Source organism: Paenibacillus sp. FSL H8-0548 (assembly GCF_038630985.1).
GTDB lineage: Bacteria > Bacillota > Bacilli > Paenibacillales > Paenibacillaceae > Pristimantibacillus.
The window spans coordinates 2,632,239-2,646,546 of record NZ_CP152049.1; the positions used below are offsets into that span (position 1 = coordinate 2,632,239).

The following is a 14,308-nucleotide window of genomic DNA, read 5'->3' on the forward strand; positions in this document are numbered from 1 at the left end:
ACAGCTGCCAACAGGGAAAGGGTGAGGCAACATGAACTCGGCTGTAATGAAAAAATCGTTATACTTCTTTGCAATACCGGCACTTATTTTTTATTTGGTTTTGTGGATATTCCCAATCCTTCGATTATTTCAATATAGTATTACGGACTATAATGGCTATTCACAAGCGTTTAATTATATCGGACTCGACAACTACAAATTTTTATTGAATGGAGAGCTATTAGGCATTTCGCTTAAAAACACACTCATCTATACGTTTGTATCTGTAGCTCTAAGCATCATTATTGGTTTAGCGCTTGCCTTACTTTTAAATTTGAAAATTAAAGGCAAAGGAATGTACCGTTCATTAGCCTATATACCGACATTATTCAGTGCGATCGTAGTTGGTTTTCTATGGACATATGTATATATGCCGGATTATGGAATGATCGCTACCTTCTTGGATAAAATCGGGATAAATGCTGACCTTAATTTTCTAGGCAGCTACTCTTCTGCTCTATATGCTATTATTATCGTCGAAATTTGGAAAAACGTAGGAACTACAATGATTATTTTTCTAGCTGCGCTGCAAACGGTTCCTAATGAATTGCTTGAGGCGGGTAAAATCGATGGCTGCGGGCCATGGAAATTATTCAAAAACATTAAATTGCCCTTGCTGGCATCAGCGATGACCATTAACGTAACGCTAAGCATTATTAGCGGCTTAAAAGCATTCGATTTCCCATTCATTATGACAAATGGCGGTCCAGGAACATCCACGAACACCTTGATTTTTGCAATTTACAAAATGGCGTTTACAGAGCAGCTATTCGGTAAGGCTTCGGCGCTTGGTGTTATTTCCTTTGCAGTGATCATTCTAATTACGGCGATTTTTGTCCTTCGAATGAACAAACGGGAGGTATCGGCATGACGAATAAATCCTTTTTCAAAAAAGCCTTAGTGCAATTAGGAGTCATTGCCGTTATTTTAATCAATTTGATTCCACTTATTATTGCACTTTCAACATCGCTTCGTGATCCGAAAAATAACAGTAACCCGCTTAATTTGTTCCAAGAAATTTCGTTTGCTAGCTATAAAGCTGCGTTTACGAGAATGCATTTCTTCGATGCCTTATGGAATAGTGTAGTGCTTACGGCTATCTCTGTTATTTTCGTTGTGTTTTTCGCGGCTATGGCATCCTATCCAATGGCACGTCTAAATACAAAGCTAAGCAAATTTTTATATTTATTTTTCTTATCGGGACTTGTTATACCTGCGCAAATGGTATTGATCCCAGTCGTACAAATGATTAATTCACTAGGGATTCCGATTAATCACTATACTCCGATCCTGATGTTTATTACATGCAGCCTGCCATTTTCCACCTTCCTTTATACGGGGTTTATCAAAAGCGGCATACCTGTGGAGGTTGAAGAAGCGGCTCATATCGACGGCGCTGGCGTGCTGCAGCGATTCTGGTTAATCGTATTCCCATTGCTCGTTCCCGTTACCGTATCTGTTGTTATTACACAAGGGGTATGGATTTGGAATGATTACTTCTTTAATATGATCTTTATTTCCAGAGCAGAGCATTCTCCATTGCCGCTTGCGATGCTCGGATTTCTCGGTGACCAGCAAAATCCGACACAATGGAATGTTTTGTTCGCGGCATGCTTCTTATGTGCATTGCCGCTGCTTGCGGCGTTTACATTTTTGCAAAAGTACTTTGTCGGCGGCATGACCGTTGGTGCGGTGAAAGGGTAAGGGAATTGAAGGGAGGATGACGACAGCAATGGAGAAAATAAAATTTGTGAACCATGAATTTGTGAATAAAGCAGAAGCGCTGATCCCACAGCTGCATGAAACGGTTATTCGTCCGGCTCATATCGTGGAGGTTCAACAAGATGAGGCCGCTTTCCAAGGATGGCGAGTAGATGCTCTGGAGAGCGCGGAAGAACTGCCTGGGAAAATATTTAAACAAGGTGATAGTTTTACGCTGGATTTTGGCGATCATCAGGTTGGTTATCTAACGTTAGCGATTCAAAATGTGGCAAGCAATGCGGATGCTCCGCTCCGCTTAAAACTAACTTTTGGCGAAATGCCTTGTGAGATAGGAGAGAATTTTGAGGATTATAACGGATGGCTTAGCCGCTCGTGGCTTCAAGATGAGATTGTTACGGTTGATATATTGCCAGGTGAGGTGACCTTGCCGCGCAGATATACGTTTCGATATGTGAAAATTGAAGTGCTCTCTACATCTATTCGTTATCATGTTTCATTTCCTGATGTTTATTGTACTGCTATCTCCTCAGGGGATGCAGCTGTAGTCCAAGCCTTGCCAGCGCATATGCCGGAGCATTTGAAAGAAATGGACCGAATCGCAATCAAAACATTACAGAATTGCATGCATACCGTATTTGAGGATGGACCGAAGCGGGATCGCAGACTTTGGATTGGTGATCTTCGCTTGCAGGCGCTTGCTAATTATGAAACCTTCCGCAGCGATGATCTGGTTAAGCGTTGTCTCTATTTATTCGCGGGCATGCCGTTAGAGGATGGTCAGGTGGGCGGTTGTTTATACGAGAAGCCAGCTCCGTTTGTCGACGATATCTACTTATATGACTATGCTTTGTTTTTTGCAGCTACTTTGTATGATTATTATGAAGCAACTGGAGACAAGGAGACACTTCAGGAGCTATGGCCAGTGGCAAAGCTGCAAATCGAAATTGGGCTGAAACGATTGGATGAGAGAGGAATCGTTAAGGATGATGAAACCTGGTACTGTTTTCTTGACTGGCATGAGCAGCTTAATAAGCAGGGAGGAGCTCAGGCAGTTCTCATTTATAGTATGCGTCGCGGCTTGAAGCTAGCTTTGGCAGTTATGGATACGGAAGCAGCAGAGAAAATAGCCAGTCAACTGGAGCGCGTTATTGATGCGGCAAAAATGTATTTATGGGATGAGGCTTCCCAGTTTTTTGTGAGTGGCGAACAGCGTCAGGTTTCGTGGGCTACACAAATATGGATGGTGCTAGCAGAGGTTTTTGGACAAGAGGAAAATGCGAAGCTGCTGGAGAGGCTAGCCGCTTATCCTGCAGCTATCGAAATGTCTACACCTTATCTTTACCATCATTATATAGAAGCTTTAATTTTATCTAATCGCAAGGATGAAGCTCTCATTCAAATGAACGCTTATTGGGGCGAGATGATGAAGGATGGGGCAGATACGTTTTGGGAGCTTTACAATCCAAAGGATAAGAAGCTATCTCCTTATGGCAGTAATCTTGTGAATAGCTATTGCCATGCTTGGAGCTGTACACCGACCTACTTTATTCGGAAATATTATCTTTCATAAGAGACAATGCTATGGATAAAACATATTTCGCTCGGTTGATACTTGCATCAACCATTACGAAAGGCTGCATTGCACTTTCTACAATGAAATGGGCGATATTCGACTTGGTCTAGCCGTACACTGCACATATTACAATAGCTTGCCTATTTTAGTCAGAGTTTGGCCCATTTGACCACTATTCTATTGCATATTTACATTGTAGCCGTGCGAATCTGTTATCATGTGAGGTTTTTATTGCAAAAAGTACATTGTAGGCGAATAGAGCAGAGGCCAGAAGTAGGGCTAATGAACTTTAAAGCAATGATTATGAGATTAAGTCGATTAAGAAGCTGATTTTCGGAGAAGTCCGAGGTCAGCTTCTTTTACGTTAGAAGGAGATATGAATCGAAGTATTGAACTATATAAGGTGAACTAGAGATTTACATGTTGTGCGCTGCGCGAGAGGATTGTAAGAACGTTCTTCTCGCTTCGCTTAAACTTCATTTTTCAGTACAACTTGTATAGTAAATGATGTGAAAGAATTTTTTTGGCAGGGGATTCGGATGAGTAGGTAGGATAGAGGCGAATTACTTGCAACGAAGGTATGGGAAATCTAATGCCAAAGAACTGCTTCTGGAAAATATTCTATTGTAGCTAAAAATGAAAGTCGAGGTGAAGCAATTGACACTGCATTATAAGGAATTCGGGAATAGGGATGGCTCGTTGATCGTATTTTTACATGGCGGAGGCGTAAGCAGCTGGATGTGGGATAAACAAGTTCAACACCTTACTCAGTATCATTGTGTTGCAATTGATTTACCTGAACAGGGACTAAGCAATCGGAGTGCCCATTTTTCAATTAAATATAGTGCAGAACAAATAAATGAGATTATTGAAAAAATAGCGAACGGAAAAAAAATAGCGGTAGTTGGGTTCTCATTAGGCGCTCAAGTAGCGATTCAAATGCTTAGTTTAAAACCAGATTTGATTGATTATGCCGTGATTAATAGCGCTTTAGTTAGACCCATGCCTCTCACTCGGAAATGGATTGCCCCCTCAGTCCGCTTAACATTCCCAATCATAAAAAATAAGTTTTTTTCAAAGCTGCAAGCAAAAGTGCTTTATGTTGATGATGAATATTTTGATACATATTATGATGAAACTTCCCGGATGAAGGCTGATACCCTAATTAGAATATTAAAAGAGAATATGTCTTTTGAAATACCAAGCGATTTTAATGAGGCAAAAGCAAAAATATTAGTGACGGTTGGTGAGAGAGAAAAAGCGGTCATGAAAAAATCAGCTAAGGATATCGTAGCAAGTAATTCAAATTGCACTGGGGTAGTTTTTCCTAACGTAGGACATGGAATATCTTTGGCGAACCCTCATTATTTTAATGAATTGGTTGATAAGTGGATACTTGAAGGGAATATACCGGATGATGTGAAAGTTTTGTAGGAGTAATACAGATCGTTATAATGATTACTGAGGATGGTTCAATTGAACAAAGCTCAATTCTCTATCAAAAACATAAGCATTTCGTATATATTAATTTTTAGTTTAGTGTTTATTTCTACGGTTCCGGTCATATTCATATCCATCCAAACCTATTATAAAAACAAAGAAATCATTTACTCTAACACCGAGCAATATATCATTCAAATGCTTAAGCAGACAAACGGCGAGGTTGAGTTGAAACTGGAGCAATTCAGCAGCGACGCCTCTTTTCTGGTCAATCCTACCGTGCAGCAAATGATGAATGAGCAGATGCATCAGGAGCTGACGTATCAACAAAAGAAAAACCTTTCGCTTGAAATTACTCAGTTTAATGTGGCTTCCCCTAAATTGACCGAGATCCTAGTGTATTCAATAACAGGCAAGTTTCTAGTTGGCTTGACAACAAATTTATCTTTAGAAAATACACAGCTTCCAACCGAGCTTATGGACAAGGCAAGCAAGCTCGATGCAAGAATATATTGGGGATACGCTGGAACTGATGGCATTCATGAAACGAGCGTGCAGGGAGTCCGAATGATCAAAAACATGTTAGGGCCTGAAGTAACGTCGATTGGCTTCTTATCTTTTAAAATACCTGAAGCGCTGATTTACGATTCGATTGCAGAGCTTAAATTAGGCAAAACGGGGCAAGTTATAATCGTTGATGGAAACGATAATATTTTGTCCAGTCAAAACCGAGACTTGATCGGCAAGAACCTTCACGAGCTTGGAGATTACAGTGTTATCCAGAAAAGTGAAGGCGCTTTCACTGGGAAGTTTGACGGTCGTGATAATTTTATCGCCTTCCATAGGTCCTCCCAGACAGGTTGGAAAACAATGAGTTTTGTGCCGATCGCTGAAATGACACCTGGAATGCAGGACGTCTATAAAAGCATTTTCCTATATCATTCGCTTTGGATTGTCATCAGCATTGTGCTCTCCCTCATTATTACGAGAACAGTAGCCACGCCTATTAAGAAACTGATCAGAGCGATGAGAGCAGTTGAAAGCGGCAATTTTGGAGTGCAGATGAATCTGACAGGCAATAAAGAGGTCATCATTTTAAGCGGCAGCTTCAACAAAATGACTTCGCGCCTGAAAGAGCTGATCAGTCGAGTGTACGAAGAGGAGCTAAAAGAAAAAAATGCCCAGCTTCGCGCATTGCAGGCTCAAATCAATCCGCATTTTCTTTATAATACACTCGATACTATTTATTGGATGCTGTACGTTCGGGGCCAAGAAAAAATCGGGGATTTGATCGTCGCTTTGTCCAATATGTTGAGATATAGCATCGGGAAAAACGGCCCAGTCGTACCACTCAAGGTAGAGCTGGACAACTTATTCAATTACACTCATATTTTATCCACCCGATTTGGAGAGAGGATCACATTTGATTTTGATATCGACGAGTCATTGCTGCAGACAAAAACGTTAAAGTTAATGCTGCAGCCTATCTTGGAAAATGCGATCACGCACGGTCTTGAACCCAGCGGCAAGCCAGGAATCATTAAGATACGAGTTTATCGCGATGACGACCAGTGCCTCATCACAATATCCGATAATGGGATCGGTATATCTAAGGAGAAGCTGGAGGAGTATCAGGAACGAAGACAAATTAATCATGGCCTCGGCATTCAGAACGTGGACGAGAGATTACGTCTTACATTTGGCGAAAAATATGCGTTGACGATTACAAGCGTGGAAGGCGAAGGGACGACCATTCTTTTTAGATTGCCAGATAATCAAACAGAGGGATAGCGGGTGAGATGACTGATGAAATATAAGATACTAATTGTCGATGATGAGATGATGGTGAGGGAAGGCCTGAAAGTTTTAATTGGCACCTTCGATAGGTGGATATGTGTCGGTGAGGCAGACAATGGTGTCAAAGCTTTGCAGCAAATTAATCAACTTCAGCCGGATTTGGTATTGTCGGATATTCGTATGCCAGAGATGGACGGATTGAAATTATTGGAGCAAATTCGCAGTATCGATCCGGAGATTCTGGTTATTTTTCTAACGGGATACCCTGATTTCGAATATGCTCAGACGGCGGTTAAGTTCGGCGCATTTGATTATTTATTGAAACCAATGCGAGCACAGGATATCGCGGAGGCGATCTGGAAGGCGGAGCAGAAGGTTGAACAAAATCGATACGTAAGGCAAAAGAGCTTGCAAATGGAGAAGGTCGCAGCGGACTATGAGAAATCTTTGTCAGAGAGGGTAGTCCGTGAAGTGATTTATAGCGGCAGCTTAGAACGATTCGACTTGAGGGAATGGCCCTTCTTCCGCATGTACGCGAAGGTGTCTGTGCTGAATATAATCGTTGAGCAGTTGGATGCTGAAGAGAGTAGTACGGATGTCAGTCTTACTATCGATGAACGAATAAGTGAAAGCCTATTTCCATTGATCGCACTTAAGGATGGCCGTGACGAGTGGGTGCTCCTTATGGGCTGGAAGGATAATGAAGATGACGCTCTGATAAGCTTTAGGATTCAAGAGCTAGTGCAATTCCTAAGTCAAATAGCGGCTCCTTCCATATGGAAAATTGGAATCGGGGAGGCTGTAGCCTTTGAGCAGGCAGGGCTGTCCTACGACCAAAGTAAATTCGCTGCTTATTTGGCAAGTCGCGAGAAAAATGTTCTGATCTACCATGAAATATCGGGATCAGATCAATCACTTCTTCTACTTCCAATAGAACAGGAATTCACCATAATGAAACATGTTAGGAAAGGCGAGGCAGATGAAGCGTTAGTTATGCTGAGACGACTTGAATCGCATTATAGGCGAATGACGTTGAGTGAGTTCACCAAACATGCGCTCCAGCTTCATGTACGTCTGCAGAATAGTATTGCGCAGCTTGAGGAGAAAGAAAAAGATCGATGGATGCTGCCCGTTCTCTTGTCATCGAGTTTTCACGATATGATGCAAAAGCTTGAGGAAGGAATTGTTTTCTGCGCCAATCGGATATTGAAGCATCGAAACCAGCAGATGAATCATGTGATTCAACGGGCGCAGAGTATCGTTCAAAGTCAATACGGTACAGAATTGAAGCTTGGAGATATTGCCCTCAAACTTGGCATGAATGCAAGCTATCTCAGCACCTTGTTCAAACAGGAGACGGGTGCTTCCTTCAGCGATTATTTGAGCCGCTGCCGTATTGAGAAGTCGATTGAGCTGCTTAACCATTCTAATCTAAAAATTTACGAAGTGGCACAGCAGGTGGGTTATACCGATGGCAGACACTTCAGCCAGTTGTTTCGCAAAACGGTCGGAATGACGCCTATTGAATACCGCAATAAGCACAATATTACGGCGCCTTATGGCGAAATCGAATATAGTTGAAAGGAAAGTATCGCTGCTACTATGGGGCGATACTTTTTTTCCAACATAGGCGAACAAAATCTAAGATTACCCGCATTTCCCTATCGTTTCATGGCGTCTATAATACAAATTGTAAGGGTTTTCATAAATGGATTGAAAGGGGGTTGAAACTTGAGCACACTGCTACAGCGCAAGATAAAGGATAATGGCTGGGCATACCTCTTTATCGCGCCACAGTTGCTTGGTTTGTTAGCTTTTATCGTAGGACCTGTCGTATTCTCTTTTGTAATCAGCTTCATGGAGTGGGATATAGGCTCTACTCCGCAATGGACCGGTCTGGACAATTATAGCAAGCAAGTGTCGGATCCAACCTTCTGGAAGGTGCTGGGCAACACTACTGTCTTTGCGCTCCTCAATATTCCGCTTACGGTAATTGGCGCATTGGCATTAGCCCTGATGTTAAATCAGAATATCCGGGGAAAGGTCATATTCAGAGCTGCATATTTTATTCCGGTTGTGACCTCATCTGTGGCGGTCGCTCTGGTGTGGACCTGGATGTACAATCCAAACTATGGATTGATAAATTCAGGACTCTCCTTCATTGGCATTGAGGGTCCTGGGTGGCTGTCAGATTTGAAATGGGCACTTCCTTCTATCGTCATCATGACTGTGTGGCAAGGTGTGGGCTACAATATGATCCTTTTCCTAGCTGGTCTGCAGGGTGTCTCGGCTCATTTGTATGAAGCCGCCAAAATTGATGGTGCGGGAGGCTGGCAGCGTTTCTGGAAGATCACACTTCCCATGATTTCTCCTACGACATTTTTTGTTGTCATCATGCTGATGATCGGCTCTATGCAAATTTTCTCTGAGCCTTACATGATGACAAGAGGCGGGCCTGCGGATGCGACAAATGTCCTCGTACTCCATATTTTCAAAACCGCATTTCAATTTTTTAGAATGGGTGAGGCGTCAGCGATCTCCTTCGTCTTGTTCCTCATTATTTTCATTATTACACTTGTTCAATTTAAGTTTTCGAAATGGGTGAACTATGATACCTAGAATTCGATTGGAGAAACGTCCAAATACGTCGTCCTCGCTGCTTCATCTTAGAAAGGTAGAAATGTCGAAGCTGCTGCTTTATATCCTTCTGTTCATAGGTGCACTTTTCATGATTCTACCGTTCCTCTGGATGGTTTCCACCTCCTTGAAGGGGGAAGGCTCGGTATTCGAATATCCGCCAGAAATTATTCCGAGTGTACTTCATTGGGAGAATTACAATAGGGCGTGGAATACGCTGCCGATTGATCTCGCGTACCTTAACAGTTTGAAAATTGCAGTAGTCGTAACGGTTGGTTCGCTGTTGACTAGTTCCATGGCGGGTTATGCTTTTGCAAAAATGAAGTTTATCGGCCAGAAACAATTTTTTCTGCTGCTGCTTGCAACGATGATGATTCCCGGTCAAGTTACATTAATTCCGATGTTTATGTGGTTTAGCAAGATTGATTGGATTAATACCCATTGGCCGCTTATCATCCCGCCCATTCTTAGTAATGCATTCGGTGTTTTTCTATTAAGGCAATTCATGAGCTCCATACCTTCAGAGCTTGAAGATGCCGCACGGATGGATGGCTTAAATCCGTGGCAAATCTATTGGAAAATTATGCTGCCCAATTGCAAACCCGCGCTCGCAGCACTAGGCATTTTCACCTTTATGGGTAATTGGAATAATTTCCTTACCCCCCTGATCTACTTGGACGATCAGGACAAATTTACACTGCCGCTCATGATTGCATCATTCCAAGGGCTCTACTCCACAGACTGGACACTCTTGATGGCAGCATCTTGCCTATCGCTAATTCCGGTTCTGATTGTGTATTTGTTCGCACAGAGATATTTCATCGAAGGAATTACGCTGAGTGGATTAAAAGGATAGACACTACAGAATGAAGGAGAATGTATATGAAAAAAATCACGGTATCATTGCTGCTCATCAGCCTTCTGATCGCACTGACGGCTTGTGCTTCCAACAATTCCTCAAATGGAGGCGGAAATACGAACACAGCGGAGACAAATGGAGGATCAAGCAATACAGGAAGCGACAATACAGAAGAAAAGGTTTCACTGCGGATGTCGATTGTTGCAGGTACCGATGAAATGCCCGCATGGCAAGGGATAGTGGATTCGTTCAATAAGTCTCATCCGAACATTGAAGTTAAGCTGGAGCGTTTGCCGGGCAGCTGGAATGAATACATCCAGAAGATGACTGCACAAATCGCTGCAGGAAATCCACCGGATATCGGTCGGATGGGAGTAGCCTATATGCCGATGTTTACTTCTAAAGGCCAAGTTGAAGACCTCGCTCCCTATATCGGTGATCTTGACATGAATGAATATTACGAGCCAGCGATGAGCCAATATTTGCAAGACGGCAAAATGTACGGCATGCCGATTGGCGTCTACACGATGGCTATGTATTACAACAAGGATTTGTTCAAAAAAGCGGGTATAGAGCTGCCGCCGACGGACTGGAACGATGCTTGGACTTTTGAAGATCTTAAGAACGCAGCTGAAAAATTGACTAACGGTAAAGGAGCGGGCAAAGAGTACGGGATATACGCCAATCTTTACCCGGAGCGCTCGATTCAATATTTATGGTCAAATGGAGGCGACCTCATTAGCGAGGATAAGACGAAAGCAACGATCAACTCACCGGAATCTAAGCAGGCGCTTTCGTTTCTTCAAGATCTGATCAAACAGGGCTATTCACCGACACCAGCAGAAACCCAGACGACCCCGCCGGATCAATTGTTCCTCTCCGGCAAGCTTGGTATGCTGGTTGAAGGACAATGGATGATGCCTACATTTAGCAAGATCGACAATTTCGAGTGGGGAGTTGCACCGATCGCGGTCGGAGTCGCGGGTCAACCGGCAACACCTAACTTTGTCGATGCTTACGTCGTATACAAAGGCTCCAAGCATGTGGAAGAAGCTGCTGAAGTGTTGAAGTTCTTCGTTTCGGAGGAAGCCGAAAATATTATGGTTGATCACAATATTGGCGGAATACCTGTGCTGAAATCGGTAGCCGAGGCACGCAAGCCTGATATGTTCAATCCGCTTACGCCAGAGGAGAAAGAGGTGTGGTACCAGTCGGTTAATGTATCGAGAGCGCTTTCGTTCACGTCTAACTGGCAGGAGCTTATGGATGCCGCTATGAAGAAGCTGGATCTAGTTGGACTGAAGGAATTGGATGCTGAACAGGCTGCTGACGAGCTGGCGCCTGAGCTTGACAAACTTTTGAAGCAGCAATAACTCATTGCTGAGGAATAGATCGGCTGATCTATTCCTTAACTACGCCATAAGGAGAACTATACGATGAATACGATAGGATATGATTTCAAGGATCCATTCATTAGTTTTGGAGAACTTCAAATAGCCATCCGCCTTTCTACGGATGGTAATATCTACTGTCCTTCACCGAATTCTCTTTCTACTCATACCTCAGTAGGTCGGAGTGTGCTGAAGTCAGCGATGCTATCTGCTGCGGGAGGACAAATCATTTCGAAGGGATCGCTGGAGCTCGAAGTGAGCTGTGAAGCTGGCCGCTATGTCATCACTGGAAAAGGGTTCCATCCAACTGAAAGCTGTATTTCACTTGTCATACTGATTAAAGGATTATCTCCACAGGCTCTTGTTAGCGAATCCTCAAATATGGGCAAACATCTCTTCCGAGAACAAATCGGTATCGAAACGATTCAATATCCTGGGAGAGAGGCAACAATGCCTCTAGTCTTTATTGAGAATGAAAATGAAGATTGGTTTATTTTGTCTAAAGATGATCAAGTACGGCAGAAAAGCTTCGCAGCCTATTTTGATCCATTGGACAATGAAAGAGTATCGGTTATCGCTCACCGAGAAGACCGGAGACGCTGGAGCAACGAAATTTCTATGCCTGAATGGCATATCGGCAAAACTAATAATCGGGGCAGCATCGTACTCGAACGCTGTATGGATCTGGAACTGCATTACGGGCATGTTCCGTTCGATGAGCAAGAGACGGTTAAGTGGCTGGATGATATTAAACTAGTCGTCAATTTTCACGGAGAGCATTGGACTGGGCATCTATTTCATACATTCGACCAAATGACGGAGCAATTACATTGGCTCTCAGAACGAATCGCGGGACATCAATTGCTGGTCTTTCTTCCAGCGTGGGATGGCAGATATTATTGTACGTATCCCGAATACCAGCCGAGTGAGCGGATGGGGGGAGAGACTGGGTTGCGACGGTTCGTTGATGTTGCCCATTTACTTGGAGTCAAAGTAATTCCGATGTTGGGTGGCCCAAATCTGGCGACTTTTACTTTCATGGAGAAGCATGGATTGACGGCTGCAGCCTTGAAGTCAGAATCAGGTTTTCCATTGCTGCAAGATTGGGTCGATTGGAACGGCGATCTGACTAAGGAGCATATGGGCTATCTCGTTAATTTTGGTCACCCAGGCTTCCAACAATATATGATTAATAAGGCGAAGGACCTGATTGAAAATTACGGTTTTGATGGGCTTTTCTTGGATGGGGCTATCCGGTGGAGTAACGCTCCGGACTATTCGCCTTACGAGGGCATTGTGACCTGGGCGCAGACCATGCGCGAGAGGTATCCAGATAAACTGTTGATGGCTGAAGACGGATACGATGCACTGTGGAATCAATTTAAGCTGTTCGCAACATCATGGGGACCGCTTGGACTGGATCAAGCGATGCTCCGATATACACGGCAGACCGAATATCTCGCATTCGCTGCAGTCGATGGGAGTTCAGGTGTTCATGAAGTCGGCTACCGCTGGCCGAGCCTGGATAAAGCTTTTAAAGACAAAACGATACCAACGATAGCATTATTTCACGATTCTATCAAACGGTTCGGCCATGAATTGGAGCAGAAAATCGAGCTATATAAGACGTGGAAACTATCAAAAATTAAGTAACAGGAGTGAAAATATGAATAACCTTTATTTGCGCAAAGAAGGTATCTCGAGAAGGAGCTCTAGTTGGGACACGACTGGCGGCAACGCTGATAATGTTCGCATAGCATCTGGCAAGTCCTATACGATCGCAGACATAACCGGTTCAGGTGTAGTCCAGCATATTTGGATGACAATCTCATCAGCCGACATCCACTATTTTCGAAAAATACTAATTCGTATGTATTGGGATGGGGAAGTGGAACCAAGTGTGGAGGTGCCAGTCGGAGACTTCTTCGGTGTTGGCCATGGAGTTGCCAGTCATTATGTGTCTCTCCCACTCAATATGATTACCACTCCAGGAATCATCGAGGATAAGGCGGCCATGAACTGTTTTTTCGAGATGCCTTTCGGCAACGGAGCGCGAATGGAAGTCACTAATGAATGTCAAAAAGATATTATCGTTTATTATTACGTGGATTACGTGGAGAAACCAGTCCCTGATGATGCGTTCAGGTTTCATGCGCAATTTAGAAGAGAAATGCCAACCGCTGGTACGATTGATCTTAGTCGTTTGAAGGAAGAGCATGACAAGCAGGATGACGCATTCTGGGCGAACAATAAGGTGAATGACATCAAAAATACGGATGGCTCCGAAAACTATATTATTTTCGAGGCAGAAGGGGAAGGGCATTATGTTGGCTGTAATTTGAGTATCGACAATATTGATCCTATTCCAGGCAACAGTTGGTTCGGTGAAGGGGATGATATGTTCTTTATTGATGGTGAGCCTTGGCCGCCGCGGCTTCATGGAACAGGAACCGAAGATTATTTCTGTGCGGCATGGTGTTATCCGTCTGGCAAGTATGACGGGCCGTATCATGGAATCTCCTTGGCTGCCCCACTGCGCGGCAATGGGCATAGCTGGACAGAGCCCAATATTATTCCAACAGAGCTGGAGTACTCTGGCAAGTGGACGACCTACCGATTCCATATTGTAGATCCCATCCTGTTCCGCAAATCGATCACCTTCAGCATTGAACATGGACATGGCAATTCTCAATCTAACGACTATAGTTCGGTAGCTTATTGGTATCAGCGTGAGCCGCATAAGACTTTCCCGATGATCGTTCCGGTTGAGCGGCGACTGCCACTTTCTGAACGAGCCAGCATGAGCGGTTTTTTGAAGAGCTTTTAATATTAACGTAGGAGAGAGGGCTA

General features: G+C 43.5%; 11 protein-coding genes. All 11 read left to right on the forward strand.

Translation table 11 applies throughout. From position 1 onward, the window contains the following. Positions 1–31 precede the first annotated feature (31 nt). Entirely contained in the window at positions 32–910 is an 879-nt protein-coding gene (locus MHI37_RS10910; RefSeq protein WP_076334996.1) for a sugar ABC transporter permease, read from the forward strand. Beyond that, a complete protein-coding gene (locus MHI37_RS10915) occupies positions 907–1,743 on the forward strand; it encodes a carbohydrate ABC transporter permease (protein WP_076334997.1) in 837 nt (278 codons plus the stop codon). Before MHI37_RS10910 ends, MHI37_RS10915 begins: the two co-directional genes overlap by 4 nt. A 28-nt stretch (positions 1,744–1,771) precedes the next feature. Next, on the forward strand, positions 1,772–3,331 hold the full coding sequence (locus MHI37_RS10920) for a sugar hydrolase (RefSeq protein WP_256709685.1): 1,560 nt from the start codon (positions 1,772–1,774) through the stop codon (positions 3,329–3,331). Between the two features lie 660 nt (positions 3,332–3,991). Then, positions 3,992–4,768: an alpha/beta hydrolase gene (locus tag MHI37_RS10925; RefSeq protein WP_076335037.1), complete on the forward strand. Its 777-nt coding sequence runs from the start codon at positions 3,992–3,994 to the stop codon at positions 4,766–4,768. Between the two features lie 42 nt (positions 4,769–4,810). Beyond that, on the forward strand, positions 4,811–6,565 hold the full coding sequence (locus MHI37_RS10930; protein ID WP_179090131.1) for a sensor histidine kinase: 1,755 nt from the start codon (positions 4,811–4,813) through the stop codon (positions 6,563–6,565). Between the two features lie 15 nt (positions 6,566–6,580). After that, entirely contained in the window at positions 6,581–8,152 is a 1,572-nt protein-coding gene (locus MHI37_RS10935; protein ID WP_076335000.1) for a response regulator, read from the forward strand. 150 nt (positions 8,153–8,302) lie between these two features. After that, on the forward strand, positions 8,303–9,190 hold the full coding sequence (locus tag MHI37_RS10940; RefSeq protein WP_256709688.1) for a sugar ABC transporter permease: 888 nt from the start codon (positions 8,303–8,305) through the stop codon (positions 9,188–9,190). Then, a complete protein-coding gene (locus MHI37_RS10945; protein ID WP_179090132.1) occupies positions 9,180–10,064 on the forward strand; it encodes a carbohydrate ABC transporter permease in 885 nt (294 codons plus the stop codon). Before MHI37_RS10940 ends, MHI37_RS10945 begins: the two co-directional genes overlap by 11 nt. Before the next feature lie 26 nt (positions 10,065–10,090). Further along, positions 10,091–11,440: a sugar ABC transporter substrate-binding protein gene (locus MHI37_RS10950; protein WP_076335001.1), complete on the forward strand. Its 1,350-nt coding sequence runs from the start codon at positions 10,091–10,093 to the stop codon at positions 11,438–11,440. A 63-nt stretch (positions 11,441–11,503) separates the two neighbouring features. Then, the gene (locus MHI37_RS10955; protein WP_076335002.1) at positions 11,504–13,111 is read left to right on the forward strand and encodes a hypothetical protein; all 1,608 of its coding nucleotides are present in this window, start codon (positions 11,504–11,506) and stop codon (positions 13,109–13,111) included. A gap of 13 nt (positions 13,112–13,124) precedes the next feature. Next, complete coding sequence (locus MHI37_RS10960) at positions 13,125–14,285, forward strand: glycoside hydrolase family 172 protein (RefSeq protein ID WP_076335003.1); 1,161 nt, start codon at positions 13,125–13,127, stop codon at positions 14,283–14,285. The last annotated feature ends 23 nt before the right edge of the window (positions 14,286–14,308 follow it).